A 14,631-nucleotide genomic window follows, 5' to 3' on the forward strand; every position below is an offset into this window, starting at 1 on the left:
GATCCGTCGTCCGGGGCCTCGCGCATGCGGGGGGCGGGCGTCACAGCTTGACGCGCACGTCCTTGCGGAGGTCGGCCGTCACCTGCGCCGACACGTTCAACGAGACGCCGGTGCCGCTCTCGGCGGGGACCACCAGGGCCATGGTGCTGTAATCGGCCCACATGCACATGTACTGGGTGTCGGTCTTCCCCGTCTTGTCCTTGGCCTCGGCCTGCTGGCACTTGAAGACCGCCCCGTCGCTGCCGTCCGGCGTGACCGTCTTGACCTCGCCGATCACCTTCAACTGCTCGGACTTCTCCTTGGTCATGCTGGCGAAGGCGGCGTCGAGGGCGGCCTCGGGGTTCTTCAGCTTGCCGAACACGCCGACGAAGGTGACGGCCTTGGAGGCGGTGATCTGGTCGGGGGTCGGCTGGCTGCCCGGGGTGAGGTCGATCGTGGAATATATGCCGGTCACGGCTTTGGCCTCGCTGACCCCGGTCTTGGCCAGCTCCTTGGCGGCGTCCGAGGCCGACGCGTCCTCGGCGGGCTTGTCCTCGGAGAGCCGCTTGTACTCGTCCTTCAGCACCCGCTCCGGCGTGGTCAGCTTGTGCGGTCCGTCGTCCGCGAGCCCCGAGTCACCGTCGGAGTTCGCCAGCAGCAGGAACGCGCCGAGACCGACCGCGGCCACCACTGCGATCGCCACGCCGATGATCAGGCCCGTCTTCTTCTTGCCGCCGGCGGGCTGCGGGGGCTGCGGGAAGCCGTACCCCGGCTGTCCGGGCTGCCCCGGCTGTCCCGGCTGTCCGGGGTATCCGTAGCCGGGCTGCGGAGGCTGCGGGGGCTGCTGCTGGGGGTAGCCGTACCCCGGCTGCGGGGGCTGCTGCGGGTATCCGTAGCCCGGCTGGGGAGCCTGCTGAGGGCTGCCGTAGCCGGGCTGCGGGGGCTGCGGCGGCTGGCCGTAGGGCCCCGGCTGACCGTACGGGTTCGGCTGCTGCGGCTGGTGCGGCTGCTGGCCGTCGTACGGTCCCGGCTGGTTGTGGCTCATGCGAAGGTTCCTCCCCGATGTTTACGTGCTCCCGACATCCTGACTCAACGCCCATGGGGAAGGCAGCGACGGGGGCCGCACCGTTACCAAACACACGGTTTCTGTACGGGACCGTGACGCCCCTAAACTGGGCCCGTGACCGAGAACTCGCAGCAGCACTCAAGCCCCTCCACGGAACTGCCGACCCAGTACGCGCCGGCCGAGGTAGAGGGGAAGCTGTACGAGCGCTGGGTAGAGCGTGGTTACTTCGAGGCCGACGCGAAGAGCGACAAGCCCCCGTACGCCGTCGTCATTCCGCCGCCGAACGTCACCGGGGTCCTGCACCTCGGGCACGCCTTCGAGCACACGCTGATCGACGCCCTGACCCGCCGCAAGCGCATGCAGGGCCACGAGACGCTGTGGCAGCCCGGCATGGACCACGCCGGCATCGCCACCCAGAACGTGGTGGAGCGCGAGCTGGGCAAGGAGGGCAAGTCCCGTCACGACCTGGGCCGTGAGGCGTTCGTCGAGCGGGTGTGGCAGTGGAAGGACGAGTCCGGCGGGCAGATCTCCGGGCAGATGCGCCGCCTCGGCGACGGCGTCGACTGGTCCCGTGAGCGTTTCACCATGGACGAGGGCCTGTCCCGCTCCGTCCAGACGATCTTCAAGCGGCTCTTCGACGACGAGCTGATCTACCGCGCCGAGCGCATCATCAACTGGTGCCCGCGCTGTCTGACCGCCATCTCCGACATCGAGGTCGAGTACCAGGACGACGAGGGCGAACTCGTCTCCATCCGCTACGGCGAGGGCGAGGACTCCCTCGTCGTCGCGACCACCCGCGCCGAGACGATGCTCGGTGACACCGCCGTCGCCGTGCACCCCGAGGACGAGAGGTACCGGCACCTCGTCGGGCGGACCATCGCCCTGCCGCTCACCGACCGCCGCATCCCGGTCGTGGCGGACGCGCACGTCGACCCCGAGTTCGGCACCGGCGCCGTCAAGGTGACCCCCGCCCACGACCCCAACGACTTCGAGATCGGCCAGCGCCACGACCTTCCCTCGGTCACGGTGATGGACGCCCACGCGGTCATCACCACCCCCGGCCCGTTCCAGGGCCTGGACCGGCTGGAGGCCCGCAGCGCCATCGTCGCCGCACTGCGCGCCGAGGGCCGGATCGTGGCCGAGAAGCGCCCCTACACCCACTCGGTGGGCCACTGTTCGCGCTGCAAGACCACCATCGAGCCCCGGCTGTCCCTCCAGTGGTGGGTCAAGGTCGCCCCGCTGGCGAAGGCCGCCGGGGACGCCGTCCGCGACGGTCGGGTGGCCATCCACCCGCAGGAGATGGAGAAGCGGTACTTCGACTGGGTGGACAACCTCCACGACTGGTGCATCTCGCGCCAGCTCTGGTGGGGCCACCGCATCCCCGTCTGGTACGGCCCGAACGGCGAGGTCGTCTGCGTCGGCCCCGACGAGGAGCCGCCGACCGGTGAGGGCTGGCACCAGGACACCGACGTCCTCGACACCTGGTTCTCCTCCGGCCTGTGGCCGTTCTCCACGCTCGGTTGGCCCGAGCAGACCGAGAGCCTCGCGAAGTTCTACCCGAACTCCGTGCTGGTCACCGGCTACGACATCCTCTTCTTCTGGGTCGCCCGGATGATGATGTTCGGCCTGTACGCGATGGACGGCACCCCGCCGTTCAGCACGATCGTCCTGCACGGCATGGTCCGCGACCAGTTCGGCAAGAAGATGTCGAAGTCCTTCGGCAACGCGGTCAACCCGCTGGACTGGATGGACGAGTACGGCTCCGACGCCCTGCGCTTCACGCTCGCGCGCGGCGCCAACCCGGGCGTCGACGTGCCGATCGGCGAGGACTGGGTGCAGGGCTCCCGTAACTTCGCCAACAAGATCTGGAACGCCACCCGGTTCGCCCTGATGAACGGCGCCACCGTCGAGGGCCCGCTGCCGCCGGCCGAGGAACTGTCGGCCGCCGACCGCTGGATCCTGTCCCGGCTGAACGCCACGGTCGCCGAGGTCGACGCGCTCTACGACGACTACCAGTTCGCCAAGCTCTCCGACGCGCTGTTCCACTTCGCGTGGGACGAGGTCTTCGACTGGTACGTGGAGCTGTCCAAGACCACCTTCATGGGCGGCGGCGAGGCGGCGAAGGTCTCCGGCCGGGTCCTCGGCGAGGTCCTGGACGTCACCCTGCGGCTGCTGCACCCGATCGTGCCGTTCGTGACCGAGACCCTGTGGACCACCCTCACCGGCGGCGAGTCCCTGGTGATCGCCGACTGGCCGAAGGACAGCGGCTTCAGGGACCACGCGGCCGAGCGGGAGATCGACACCGTCCAGCAGCTGATCACCGAGGTCCGCCGGTTCCGTGCCGACCAGGGCCTCCAGCCCGGTCAGCGGGTCCCCGCGCGGCTCACCCTGGAGGGCACGCCGCTCGCCCCGCACGAGGCGGCGATCCGGCAGCTGCTGCGGCTCCAGCCCGAGGGCGAGGGCTTCGCCGCCACGGCGACCCTGCCGGTGTCCGGGGTCGAGGTCGCCCTCGACCTGTCCGGGACCATCGACGTGGCCGCGGAGCGCAAGCGGCTCGCCAAGGACCTGGCCGCCGCCGAGAAGGAGAGGGCGCAGGCGACCGCCAAGCTCGGCAACGAGGCGTTCCTCGCCAAGGCGCCCGACCAGGTGGTCGACAAGATCCGTGGTCGACTCGCCAAGGCGGACGAGGACATCGCCCGCATCCAGGCCCAGCTGGAGCGGCTGCCGGCCGCCTGACCGGCGGGCACGCCCGGTGCCCGGAGCCCGGCCCGGTCCTCGTGACCGGTGCCGGGCTCCGGCGCGTCGGCGCCCCGCCCGGGCGGGGGGTGAGCCGCTGTCGACGGCGCTCCGTAGACTGACCCCGTGAGCGAGTTCCCCCCGGACGACCCGGACCGAGACCCCCTGGACGCACTGGACGAGTTCGACGAGATCGTCGAGGCCGAGACCGGCCGCGACCCCGATCTCGCCGTGATCGAGGCGGGGAGCCGCACCCTGCGCACCCGGGGCGGTGACCCCGCCGCGGACCTCCCCCGCCGCCCCGAGGACCCGGAGGTGGACCGGGCGCTGCGCGAGGTGGAGACGGAGCTGTCGTCCCGCTGGGGCGAGACCAAGCTGGAGCCGTCCGTCACCCGGATCGCCGCGCTGATGGACGTCCTGGGGGAGCCGCAGCGCTCGTACCCCTCGATCCACATCACCGGCACCAACGGCAAGACGTCCACCGCCCGCATGATCGAGGCCCTGCTCGGCGCCTTCGAGCTGCGCACCGGTCGGTACAGCTCGCCCCACGTCCAGTCGATCACCGAGCGGATCAGCCTGGACGGCGCCGCGATCCCCGCCGAGCGGTTCGTGGAGACGTACCGGGACGTCCAGCCGTACGTCGAGATGGTCGACGCCCAGCAGGACTTCCGGCTCTCCTTCTTCGAGGTGCTGACCGGCATGGCGTACGCGGCCTTCGCGGACGCCCCGGTCGACGTCGCCGTGGTCGAGGTCGGCATGGGCGGCACCTGGGACGCCACCAACGTCATCGACGCCGCGGTCGCCGTGGTCACCCCCATCGACCTGGACCACACGGACCGGCTCGGCGGCACCCCCGGGGAGATCGCGGCCGAGAAGTCCGGGGTCATCAAGCAGGACGCGACGGTGATCCTGGCCCAGCAGCCCGTGGACGCCGCCCAGGTCCTGCTGAAGAAGGCCGTCGAGGTGAACGCCACCGTGGCCCGGGAGGGCCTGGAGTTCGGCGTGCTGGCCCGACAGGTCGCCGTCGGCGGACAGCTCCTCACCCTGCGCGGCCTCGGCGGCGAGTACGAGGAGGTGTTCCTCCCGCTGCACGGCGTGCACCAGGCGCACAACGCGGCCGTGGCGCTCGCCGCGGTCGAGGCGTTCTTCGGGGTCGGCTCCCAGCACGCCAACCGGCTCGACGTGGACACCGTCCGCAAGGCGTTCGCGGCCGTCACCTCACCGGGCCGGCTGGAGGTCGTCCGTCGTTCGCCGACGGTGGTCCTGGACGCCGCGCACAACCCGGCCGGTGCCCGCGCCGTGGCCGAGTCGCTGGGCGAGGCGTTCGGTTTCAGTCGACTCGTCGGAGTCGTCGGCGCCAGTGCGGACAAGGACGTGCGGGGGCTGCTCGAAGCGTTCGAGCCGGTCTTCGCGGAGATCGTCGTCACCCAGCACTCCACCCACCGCGCGATGGACGCCGACGAGCTCGCCGCGATCGCCGTGGAGGTGTTCGGGGAGGACCGGGTCCAGGTGGAACCCCGGATCGACGACGCCATCGAGGCGGCGATCACGCTCGCCGAGGAGGACGGCGAGTTCTCCGGTGGGGGAGTGCTCATCACCGGTTCCGTCTTCACCGTCGGCGACGCCCGACTGCTCCTCGGGAGGGGCTGACCATGCGCATGCTCTGCTCGACCACCCTGCTCGCCGAGTTCTTCGTGATCGGTCTCGCCGGGCTGGTCGCCATGAAGGACCCCGATCTGGCCGCGGCCACGGTGTGGACGGTGTGCGGGGTGCTGATGGCGGCGAGCCTGCTGCTGTGCGGGATCGTGGGCAAGCCGCTGGGCGTCCGGCTCGGCTGGGGCCTCCAGATCGCGCTGGTCGTCAGTGGCGTCTACGTCCCCATGATGTTCGTCCTCGGGCTCTGCTTCGGCGGCCTGTGGTGGGCGTCCCTGCACTTCGGACGGAAGGTGGACGAGGCCAAGGCGCGCTGGGCCGCACTGAGCGAGGACGGGACGGTCACCCCAGGGCCTGACGCTGCGTGACGAACGGGGGTGCGGTGCCTGTAACCTCTGAACCCCGCACACCCGGTGACCGAAGGAGCCGCACCCCATGACCCAGCGCAGCCTCGTCCTGCTCAAGCCCGACGCCGTGAAGCGTGGACTGGTGGGCGAGATCGTCGGTCGCATCGAACGCAAGGCCGACTGGCGGATCACCGCGCTGGAGCTGCGGACGCTCGACCAGGCCACCCTGGAGCAGCACTACGCCGAGCACGTCGGCAAGGTCTTCTACGAGCCGCTGATCGCCTTCATGTCCTCCGGCCCGGTGGTCGCGCTGGTCGTCGAGGGCGAGCGGGTCATCGAGGGCATCCGCACGCTGGCCGGGCCCACCGACCCGATCGCGGCGGCCCCCGGTTCCATCCGTGGTGACTTCGGCACCGTCACCCGGGAGAACCTGATCCACGCCTCGGACTCCGAGGAGTCCGCCGAGCGGGAACTGAAGATCTTCTTCCCCGGCCTCGTCTGACCGCGGCTCGCGGCTCGCGGCTCGCGTGCTCGGGCGGTCGGCCCGCGTACGTGTGCGGCCGGCCCGGCCGCGGAGGACCCCGAGGCGGCGCCCTTGACGGAGCATCAGCGCGCCCCGCGCGGCGGCGGCACCCGGGAACCTCGCCGCCGCCGGGCAGGTGCGCGCCGATCGGGGGAACGCATGGCCCCATCCGCACGTCCCCCATAGCGGGGCAGCACTTCATCTGCTGACAATGGCGAAGACCCTCGCGCCGTGTCCGTGCAGGCGAGACTACGATGGAAGCCTTCACGCCACACAGCACCCACATGCCGACCTGAAGAGCACTCATCCGCTCGTCCGGGAAGGCCAGACGCATCCTCTTGGGGAACAACATGTCGTTCATCGGCCGTGACATGGCTGTCGACCTCGGGACCGCCAACACGCTGGTGTACGTCAGGGGCCGGGGGATCGTTCTCAACGAGCCGTCCGTCGTCGCGATCAACACCAACACCGGTGGCATCCTCGCGGTCGGTGCCGAAGCGAAGAAGATGATCGGGCGCACTCCGGGCAACATCGTGGCCGTGCGCCCCCTGAAGGACGGCGTGATCGCCGACTTCGAGATCACCGAACGGATGCTCCGCTACTTCATCCTCAAGATCCACAAGCGGCGGTACCTCGCGCGCCCCCGCGTCGTGGTCTGCGTGCCCTCGGGCATCACCGGGGTCGAACGCCGTGCGGTCATCGAGGCGTCGTCCCAGGCGGGCGCCCGCCAGGTGCACATCATCGAGGAGCCCATGGCCGCGGCCATCGGCTCCGGCCTCCCCGTCCACGAGGCCACCGGCAACATGGTCGTGGACATCGGCGGCGGCACCACGGAGGTCGCCGTGATCTCCCTCGGCGGCATCGTCACGGCCCAGTCGATCCGGGTCGCCGGCGACGAGCTGGACAACGCGATCATCCAGCACATCAAGAAGGAGTACAGCCTCCTGCTGGGCGAGCGCACCGCCGAACAGATCAAGATCACGATCGGTTCCGCGTACGACCTCGACCAGGACGAGCACACCGAGATCCGCGGTCGCGACCTGGTCTCCGGACTGCCGAAGACCGTGGTCATCTCGGCCGCCGAGGTCCGCAAGGCCATCGAGGAACCCGTGAACGCGATCGTGGACGCGGTGAAGACCACCCTCGACAAGTGCCCGCCGGAACTCTCCGGCGACGTCATGGACCGCGGCATCGTCCTCACCGGTGGCGGCGCCCTGCTGCGCGGCCTCGACGAGCGGCTGCGCCGTGAGACCGGCATGCCGATCCACATCGCCGAGGACCCGCTGGACTCCGTCGCGCTCGGATCCGGCAAGTGCGTCGAGGAGTTCGAGGCGCTCCAGCAGGTGCTGGACGCCCAGCCCCGCAGATGACCCCGACCCTCCTGCCGCCCGGCGCACGCCGGGCGGCAGGAGGGCGCCGGGCGCGTCGCACCACCGTGCGGGACCGGCCGGACGGACCGTCACCCGCCCCTCACCGGCCGTCCGGAACGGGGCTTGCGGCGGGACGGTCGCCGGTCGAGGGACCGTCACGGATACAGAGACAAGAGCACACATTCCGACGAGGAAGGCACGGCCGCCGCACGTGAGGGACACACGAGAGAGCCGGCTGCTCCTGGTGCTGCTGATCGCCATCGCGTTCGCGCTGATCACCGTGGACATCAGGGGCGGCGAGGACTCACCGGTGGACGGCGCCCGCCGGGCCGCCGCAACGGTCCTCGGACCCGTCGAGAACGGGGTGTCCTCCGCGGTCGACCCCATCGGCAACGCGATCGCCGCGGTCCGCGACTCCGGCGAACGCCACAGCCGCATCACCACCCTGGAGCGCGAGAACGCCGCCCTGAAGACCCGTCTCGGCAGCGACGACCGCAACCGCAGCCGGGTCCGCCAACTCGACTCCCTGCTCAAGAAGGCCGGAGCCGGGCAGTACGGCGTCAAGGCCGCCGAGGTCATCGGGATAGGAGCCGCCCAGGGCTTCTCCTGGACCGTCACCATCGACGCGGGCGCCCGTGACGGCATCGAGCGCGACATGACCGTCCTCAACGGGGACGGACTCGTCGGCCGGGTCACCACCGTCGCCCCCGGCACCGCCACGGTCCTGCTCGCCAACGACCCCGACTTCACCGTCGGCACCCGGATGGAGAAGACCGACGAACTCGGCTTCACCTCCGGCGGCGGTGACGGCCCGCTCCGGGTCGACCTCCTCAACGGCAAGTCCAAGGTCAGGAAGGGCGACCGGCTCGTCACCTTCGGCTCCGCCGCCGACAAGCCCTTCGTCCCCGGCGTCCCCGTCGGCCAGGTCGTCCGCGTCGACCCGTCCGGCGGCGACCTCACCCGCACCGTCTACGTGAAGCCCTACGTCGGGTTCACCAAGCTCGACATCGTCGGCGTCGTCGTCGAGGCCCCCCGCAAGGACCCGCGCGACACCGTCCTGCCGCCCGCCCCGAAGCCCACCCCCACGCCGACCGTGACCGTCACCGTCACCCCGTCCGCGCAGGTACCCGGCCAGGCCGGACAGACCCCAGTGCCGTAGGAGCCCGACCATGCGCTTCAACCGGATGCTGCTTTCGGCCCCCCTCGTGGTGGCCGCCCTGGTCATCCAGGTGAGCGTCCTCGCCCGACTGCAACTGCCCGGCGCCGTGCCCGACCTGCTGCTGCTCACCGTCCTCGGCCTCGCCCTGGTCTACGGGCACGTCGGCGGCGCCCTGGTCGGCTTCGGCGCCGGACTCCTCGCCGACCTCGCGCCGCCCGCCGACCACGCCGTGGGCCGGTACGCACTGGTGCTGTGCGTCATCGGCTACCTCGCGGGGCTCGCCAAGCCGGAGAACGGGCGCCTCCAGTCCGCCGCCGGCCCGATGCTGGTCGTCGTGGGCTCCGCCGTCGGTTCCACCCTGCTCTACGCCGGTGTCGGCGCCCTCGTCGGCGACACCGCCGCCCGTCACGTGGGCCTGGGCAGCCTGCTGTTCACCGCGGCGCTCTACGACCTGCTGCTCGCGCCGTTCACCGTGCCGTTCATCATGGCGCTCGCCAGACGCGCCGACAACGATCCGCTCGCCGAGACCAACGCCGCCGCCAAGAGCGACGTCTCGGCCGGCTGGCTGGCCTCCGGCACCGGCCTGAGGATCGGCAGCCAGCGCGGCGGGCTGCGCGCCAAGGCGGCGCGGGCCCGGGTGGCGCGCGCGGGACGCATCAAGGTCAAGGGGGCCAAGCGACTGTGACCAACATTCCGGAGACCGGCCGCACGCCCCGGGTCCAGATCCGGCTCGTCGTCATCCAGGTGCTGGTCGTCTCCCTGCTGCTCACCCTCGGCGGGCGGCTCTGGTACCTCCAGGTCCGCAACGGCGAGGAGTACGCCAAGGAGGCGTCCGGCAACGGCGTCCAGCGCGTCGTCCAGCCCGCGGTGCGCGGCTCGATCCTGGACGCCCGCGGCGTACCGATCGCCGACAACGAGACCCGGCTCGTGGTCTCGGCCTCCCGCACCGACCTGATGAAGATGAAGGACGACGGCAAGGGCGTGCTCACCAAGCTCGCCGGGGTCCTCGGCGTCCCCGCGAAGGAGGTCACCGACAAGGTCCGCCTCTGCGACTCCGAGACGCCCCAGCCCTGCTGGAACGGTTCCCCCTACCAGCCGATCCCCATCACGGACGAGGCCACCCCGAAGCAGGCCCTCCAGATCCGCGAGCGCGCCGAGGACTTCCCCGGCATCACCGCCGAGCCCACCGCCGTGCGCCGCTACGCCTCGCCCGGCAACGCCAACACCGCCCAGGTCCTCGGTTACCTCTCGCCGGTCACCGACGGCGAGATCGAGAAGGCCAAGGACAGCGACTCGCCGTACCTGCGCTCCGATCAGGTCGGCCGCAGCGGTCTCGAACGGCAGTACGACAAGGAGTTGCGGGGCAAGGCCGGCGTCACCCGCTACGAGGTCGACAACCTCGGCCGCGTGATGGGCCTCGCCAAGAGCGACGAGGCCGAACCCGGCGCGAACGTCGTCACCAGCATCGACGCCCGGGTCCAGGGCGTCGCCGAGTACGAGCTGAACAAGGCGCTCAAGGAAGCCCGCAAGGTCTACGACGACAACACCCGGATGAACTACAAGGCCGACTCCGGGGCCATCGTCGTCATGGAGTCCAAGACCGGACGCGTCGTCGCCATGGCCTCCAACCCCACCTACGACCCCAACGCCTGGGTCGGCGGCATCTCCGGCAAGGACTACGCCCGGCTCACCGGCAAGTCCTCCAACTACCCCCTGCTCAACCGCGCCATCCAGGGCCAGGCCGCCCCCGGCTCCATCTTCAAGGTGGTCCCCGTCGCCGCCGCCGTCAACGCCGGCTACGGCTTCAACGACCGCTACGAGTGCTCCAGCTCGTACGCCATCGGCGGCCAGGTCTTCAACAACTTCGAGTCCAAGGGGTACGGATCGATCGACCTCGGCCAGGCCCTGGAGGTCTCCTGCGACACCGTCTTCTACCGCCTCGCCCACGAGGAGTGGAAGCGGGACGGCGGCACCAAGCCGAAGAAGAAGGCCAACGACTGGTTCTACAAGACCGCCCACCAGTTCGGCCTCGGCAAGGAGACCGGCATCGACCTCCCCAACGAGGTCACCGGCCGCATCCCCGACCGCCAGTGGAAGCGCGACTTCTGGAAGGCCAACAAGGACGCCTGGTGCAAGGCCGGCAAGAAGGGCGGCGACTTCGTGGAGCAGCTCTCCTACGAGAACTGCCTCGAAGGCAACCTCATGCGCGCCGGTGACTCCGTCAACTACAGCATCGGCCAGGGCGACACCCTCGTCACGCCGATACAGATGGCCACCATCTACGGCGCCCTCGCCAACGGCGGCACCATGTACGACCCCAGCGTCGGCAAGGCGATCATCAGCCCCGACGGCAAGAAGGCCACGGAGATCAAGCCCAAGGCGCACGGCAAGCTCCCCCTGTCCCGCAAGACCCTCGGCAAGATAGACGAAGCCCTCGAAGGCGTCGCCACCCGCGGCACCGCCGCCTGGCGCTTCACCGGCTGGCCCCAGGACAAGATCCCGATGCACGCCAAGACCGGCACCGCCGAGGTCCACGGCAAGCAGACGACCTCCTGGTTCGCCACCTACACCGACGACTACACCATCGTCATGACCATCGCCCAGGGCGGCACCGGCTCCGGCGCCTCCGCGCCCGCCGTGCGCAACGTGTACAACGCCCTCTACGGCGTCAGCCCCGACGGCAAGATCGACCGCAAGAAGGCCCTCCTGCCCCAACCGCAGAAGACCCTCCCGAAGATCCAGCGGGACGGCTCCATCGACGCCCCCAGGATCAAGCCCTACAAGCCGCAGCCCGAGCCGTCCCCCACCTCGCAGGCACTGGCCGGACCCCCCGCGCCGGGCACCGGGAGGCGTGACTGATGAGCGGCTCCAACGGCTTCTCCGTCTCCGGGTACGGCCCCGAGCGGTCCTGGCTCACCCGGGTCACCGCCCGGGACAGCCTGCTGCGCCGCCTCGACTGGCCGATACTGCTGTCCGCCGTCGCCCTCTCCCTCATCGGCGCCGTCCTCGTCTACTCCTCGACCCGCAACCGCACCGAGCTCAACCAGGGCGACCCCTACTACTTCCTCTTCCGCCACCTGCTCAACACCGGCATCGGCATCAGCTTGATGATCGCCACGGTCTGGCTCGGCCACCGCACCCTGCGCACCGCCGTACCGATCCTCTACGGCATCTCGGTCTTCCTCGTCCTGCTGGTCCTCACCCCGCTCGGCGCCACCATCAACGGCGCCCACGCCTGGATCGTCATCGGCGGCGGCTTCTCGCTCCAGCCCTCCGAGTTCGTGAAGATCACGATCATCCTGGGCATGGCGATGCTGCTCGCCGCCCGGGTCGACGCCGGCGACCGGCTCCACCCCGGCCACCGCACCGTCGTCCAGGCGCTCGGCCTCGCCGTCATCCCCATCGCCGTCGTGATGCTCATGCCCGACCTGGGGTCGGTCATGGTGATGGCGATGATCGTGCTAGGCGTCCTGCTCGCCTCCGGCGCCTCCAACCGCTGGGTCTTCGGCATCCTCGGTGCCGGCGCCCTCGGAGCCGTCGCCGTCTGGCAGCTGAACGTCCTCGACGAGTACCAGATCAACCGCTTCGCGGCCTTCGCCAACCCGGAACTCGACCCCGCCGGCGTCGGCTACAACACCAACCAGGCCCGCATCGCCATCGGCTCCGGCGGCCTCACCGGCATGGGCCTGTTCAAGGGCTCCCAGACCACCGGCCAGTTCGTCCCCGAACAGCAGACCGACTTCGTCTTCACCGTCGCCGGCGAGGAACTCGGCTTCGTCGGCGCCGGACTGATCCTCGTCCTGCTCGGCGTGCTGCTCTGGCGCGCCTGCCGCATCGCCCGCGAGACGACCGAGCTGTACGGCACCATCGTCGCCGCCGGGATCATCGCCTGGTTCGCCTTCCAGTCCTTCGAGAACATCGGCATGACCCTCGGCATCATGCCCGTCGCCGGCCTCCCCCTGCCCTTCGTCTCCTACGGAGGGTCCTCGATGTTCGCCGTGTGGGTCGCCGTGGGACTCCTCCAGTCGATCCGGGTCCAGCGACCCCTGTCCGCCTGACCGCACCGGGGTCGGCGCCACCACCCGAGCACCGACCCCGACGGAGCCCGCCCCGCGCCCTTTCCAGCCGTTCCGGCCCGTTTCCGGCCGCTCGGGGCCCCCGAGGTCTGCCGGACGGGGCGAAATCCGTCTAGATTCGGTGCATGGCGGATATACAGCGCGAGATCGAGCGTAAGTACGAAGCCACCGACCCGAACCAGAGCGACCGGGCGCTACCGGACCTGACCGCCGTCGGCGGGGTCTCGGCCGTCGTCCACCAGGGCGTCACCGAGCTGGACGCCGTCTACTACGACACCGTCGACCACCGCCTCGCCGCCGCGTCGATCACCCTGCGCCGCCGCACCGGCGGCGCCGACGCCGGCTGGCACCTGAAACTCCCCGTCGCCCGGGACGTGCGCGACGAGATCCGCGCCCCCCTGTCGGCCACCCCGCCCCGCACCCTCACCGGACTCGTCCGCTCCCGGGTGCGCAGCGCCCCCCTCGTCCCGGTGATCCGACTGCGCTCCACGCGCGACGTCCACCACCTCGTCGACGCCGACGGCACCCTGCTGGCCGAACTCAGCGTGGACGTGGTCCGCGCGCAGCGCCTCACCGGCGGCGACGCCACCACCACCTGGACCGAGGTCGAGGTCGAACTCGGCCGGGACCAACGGCCCGCCTTCCTCGACAAGGTCGAGAAGAAGCTCCGCAAGGGCGGACTGCGCCGCTCCGCCTCCGCCTCCAAACTGTCCCGCGCCCTCGCCGAGACCACTGCGGACCGGCACACCCCGGTGGCGTCCGACCGGCACACCCCGGCCGTCCCGGACCGGCACACCCCGGCCACCGCCCCCCGCCCCCCGCACGAGGGCACCGCCGCGGCCCCCGTCCTCGCCTACCTCGCCGCCCAGCGGGACGCCATCGTCGCCCTCGACCCCGCCGTCCGCCGCAACGAGTACGACTCCGTCCACCGCCTGCGCGTCGCCACCCGCCGCGCCCGCAGCGCCTTCCGCTCCTACTCCAAGGTCCTCGACCGGGCCGTCACCGACCCCGTCGGCGCGGAACTCAAGTGGCTCGCCGGCGAACTCGGCATCGACCGGGACGCCGAAGTCCTCACCGAACGGCTCACCGGCCACTTCGCCGAACTGCCCCGCAACCTCGTGATCGGCCCCGTCCGCACCCGACTGCGCACCTGGGCGCACGCCCGGCGCGGCGGCTCCCGACGCCGACTGATCACCGTCCTCAACGGCAAGCGCTACCTCGCCCTCCTCGACGCCCTGGACGCGCTGCTCGCCGACCCGCCCCTGCTCCCCGCCGCCGCCCGGGACGCCACCACCGTGCTCCACCGGGCCGCCCGCAAGGACTTCGGGAAGCTCGCCGCCCTGGTCGAAGAGGCCCTCGAACGCCCCAGCGGCCCCGCACGCGACCTCGCGATGCACGAGGCCCGCAAGAAGGCCAAACGGCTCCGCTACGCCGCCGAGGCCGCTCTGGACACCCTGGGCAAGCCCGCCAAACAGGCCATCCGCGGCAGCAAGGCCCTCCAGGACCTGCTGGGCGAGCACCAGGACAGCGTGATGACCCGCACCACCCTGCGGGACCTCGCGACCCAGGCCCACGCGGCCCGCGAGAACGCGTTCACCTACGGATTGATCCACGGCCACGAGGAACGGCGGGCCGACGGCTACGAGGCCGAGCTGCCCGCGGCGTGGGAGGCCGCCGAACGAGCCACCCGGGGGCTTCGCGGGACGCGCTAGGCTTGAGGGT

Annotated in this window: 11 protein-coding genes; 10 read left to right on the forward strand and 1 reads right to left on the reverse strand. The window is 71.0% G+C overall.

Annotation, left to right across the window (positions count from 1 at the left end):
* Positions 1 to 40: 40 nt before the first annotated feature.
* Entirely contained in the window at positions 41 to 1,024 is a 984-nt protein-coding gene (locus ACFV88_RS08520; protein WP_385487468.1) for a hypothetical protein, read from the reverse strand.
* Between the two features lie 135 nt (positions 1,025 to 1,159).
* Here ACFV88_RS08520 and ACFV88_RS08525 point away from each other — a divergent pair, with 135 nt between their 5' ends.
* The 10 genes from ACFV88_RS08525 to ACFV88_RS08570 all read left to right on the forward strand — a co-directional run bounded on the left by ACFV88_RS08525 (position 1,160) and on the right by ACFV88_RS08570 (position 14,621).
* The gene (locus ACFV88_RS08525) at positions 1,160 to 3,781 is read left to right on the forward strand and encodes a valine--tRNA ligase (RefSeq protein WP_385487470.1); all 2,622 of its coding nucleotides are present in this window, start codon (positions 1,160 to 1,162) and stop codon (positions 3,779 to 3,781) included.
* A gap of 126 nt (positions 3,782 to 3,907) precedes the next feature.
* Positions 3,908 to 5,431 carry a bifunctional folylpolyglutamate synthase/dihydrofolate synthase gene (locus ACFV88_RS08530; RefSeq protein ID WP_385487472.1) on the forward strand — a complete coding sequence of 508 codons (1,524 nt, stop codon included), beginning with the start codon at positions 3,908 to 3,910 and terminating at the stop codon, positions 5,429 to 5,431.
* A 2-nt stretch (positions 5,432 to 5,433) separates the two neighbouring features.
* Positions 5,434 to 5,802: a DUF4233 domain-containing protein gene (locus tag ACFV88_RS08535; protein ID WP_385487474.1), complete on the forward strand. Its 369-nt coding sequence runs from the start codon at positions 5,434 to 5,436 to the stop codon at positions 5,800 to 5,802.
* A gap of 67 nt (positions 5,803 to 5,869) precedes the next feature.
* Positions 5,870 to 6,283: a nucleoside-diphosphate kinase gene (gene ndk / locus ACFV88_RS08540; protein ID WP_385487476.1), complete on the forward strand. Its 414-nt coding sequence runs from the start codon at positions 5,870 to 5,872 to the stop codon at positions 6,281 to 6,283.
* Between the two features lie 371 nt (positions 6,284 to 6,654).
* Positions 6,655 to 7,674, forward strand: coding sequence for a rod shape-determining protein (locus tag ACFV88_RS08545; protein WP_385487478.1), 1,020 nt, complete (start codon positions 6,655 to 6,657; stop codon positions 7,672 to 7,674).
* 211 nt (positions 7,675 to 7,885) lie between these two features.
* A complete protein-coding gene (mreC, locus tag ACFV88_RS08550; RefSeq protein ID WP_385487480.1) occupies positions 7,886 to 8,833 on the forward strand; it encodes a rod shape-determining protein MreC in 948 nt (315 codons plus the stop codon).
* Positions 8,834 to 8,843: 10 nt separating this feature from the next.
* On the forward strand, positions 8,844 to 9,518 hold the full coding sequence (mreD, locus tag ACFV88_RS08555) for a rod shape-determining protein MreD (RefSeq protein ID WP_385487482.1): 675 nt from the start codon (positions 8,844 to 8,846) through the stop codon (positions 9,516 to 9,518).
* Positions 9,515 to 11,692: a penicillin-binding protein 2 gene (gene mrdA, locus ACFV88_RS08560; protein WP_385487483.1), complete on the forward strand. Its 2,178-nt coding sequence runs from the start codon at positions 9,515 to 9,517 to the stop codon at positions 11,690 to 11,692. Before mreD ends, mrdA begins: the two co-directional genes overlap by 4 nt.
* Complete coding sequence (gene rodA, locus ACFV88_RS08565; protein ID WP_385487484.1) at positions 11,692 to 12,891, forward strand: rod shape-determining protein RodA; 1,200 nt, start codon at positions 11,692 to 11,694, stop codon at positions 12,889 to 12,891. Before mrdA ends, rodA begins: the two co-directional genes overlap by 1 nt.
* A gap of 143 nt (positions 12,892 to 13,034) precedes the next feature.
* Positions 13,035 to 14,621 carry a CHAD domain-containing protein gene (locus tag ACFV88_RS08570; RefSeq protein WP_385487486.1) on the forward strand — a complete coding sequence of 529 codons (1,587 nt, stop codon included), beginning with the start codon at positions 13,035 to 13,037 and terminating at the stop codon, positions 14,619 to 14,621.
* Positions 14,622 to 14,631 lie beyond the last annotated feature (10 nt).

Origin of the sequence: Streptomyces sp. NPDC059816 (assembly GCF_042732055.1) — a bacterium.
Classification (GTDB): Bacteria; Actinomycetota; Actinomycetes; order Streptomycetales; family Streptomycetaceae; genus Streptomyces.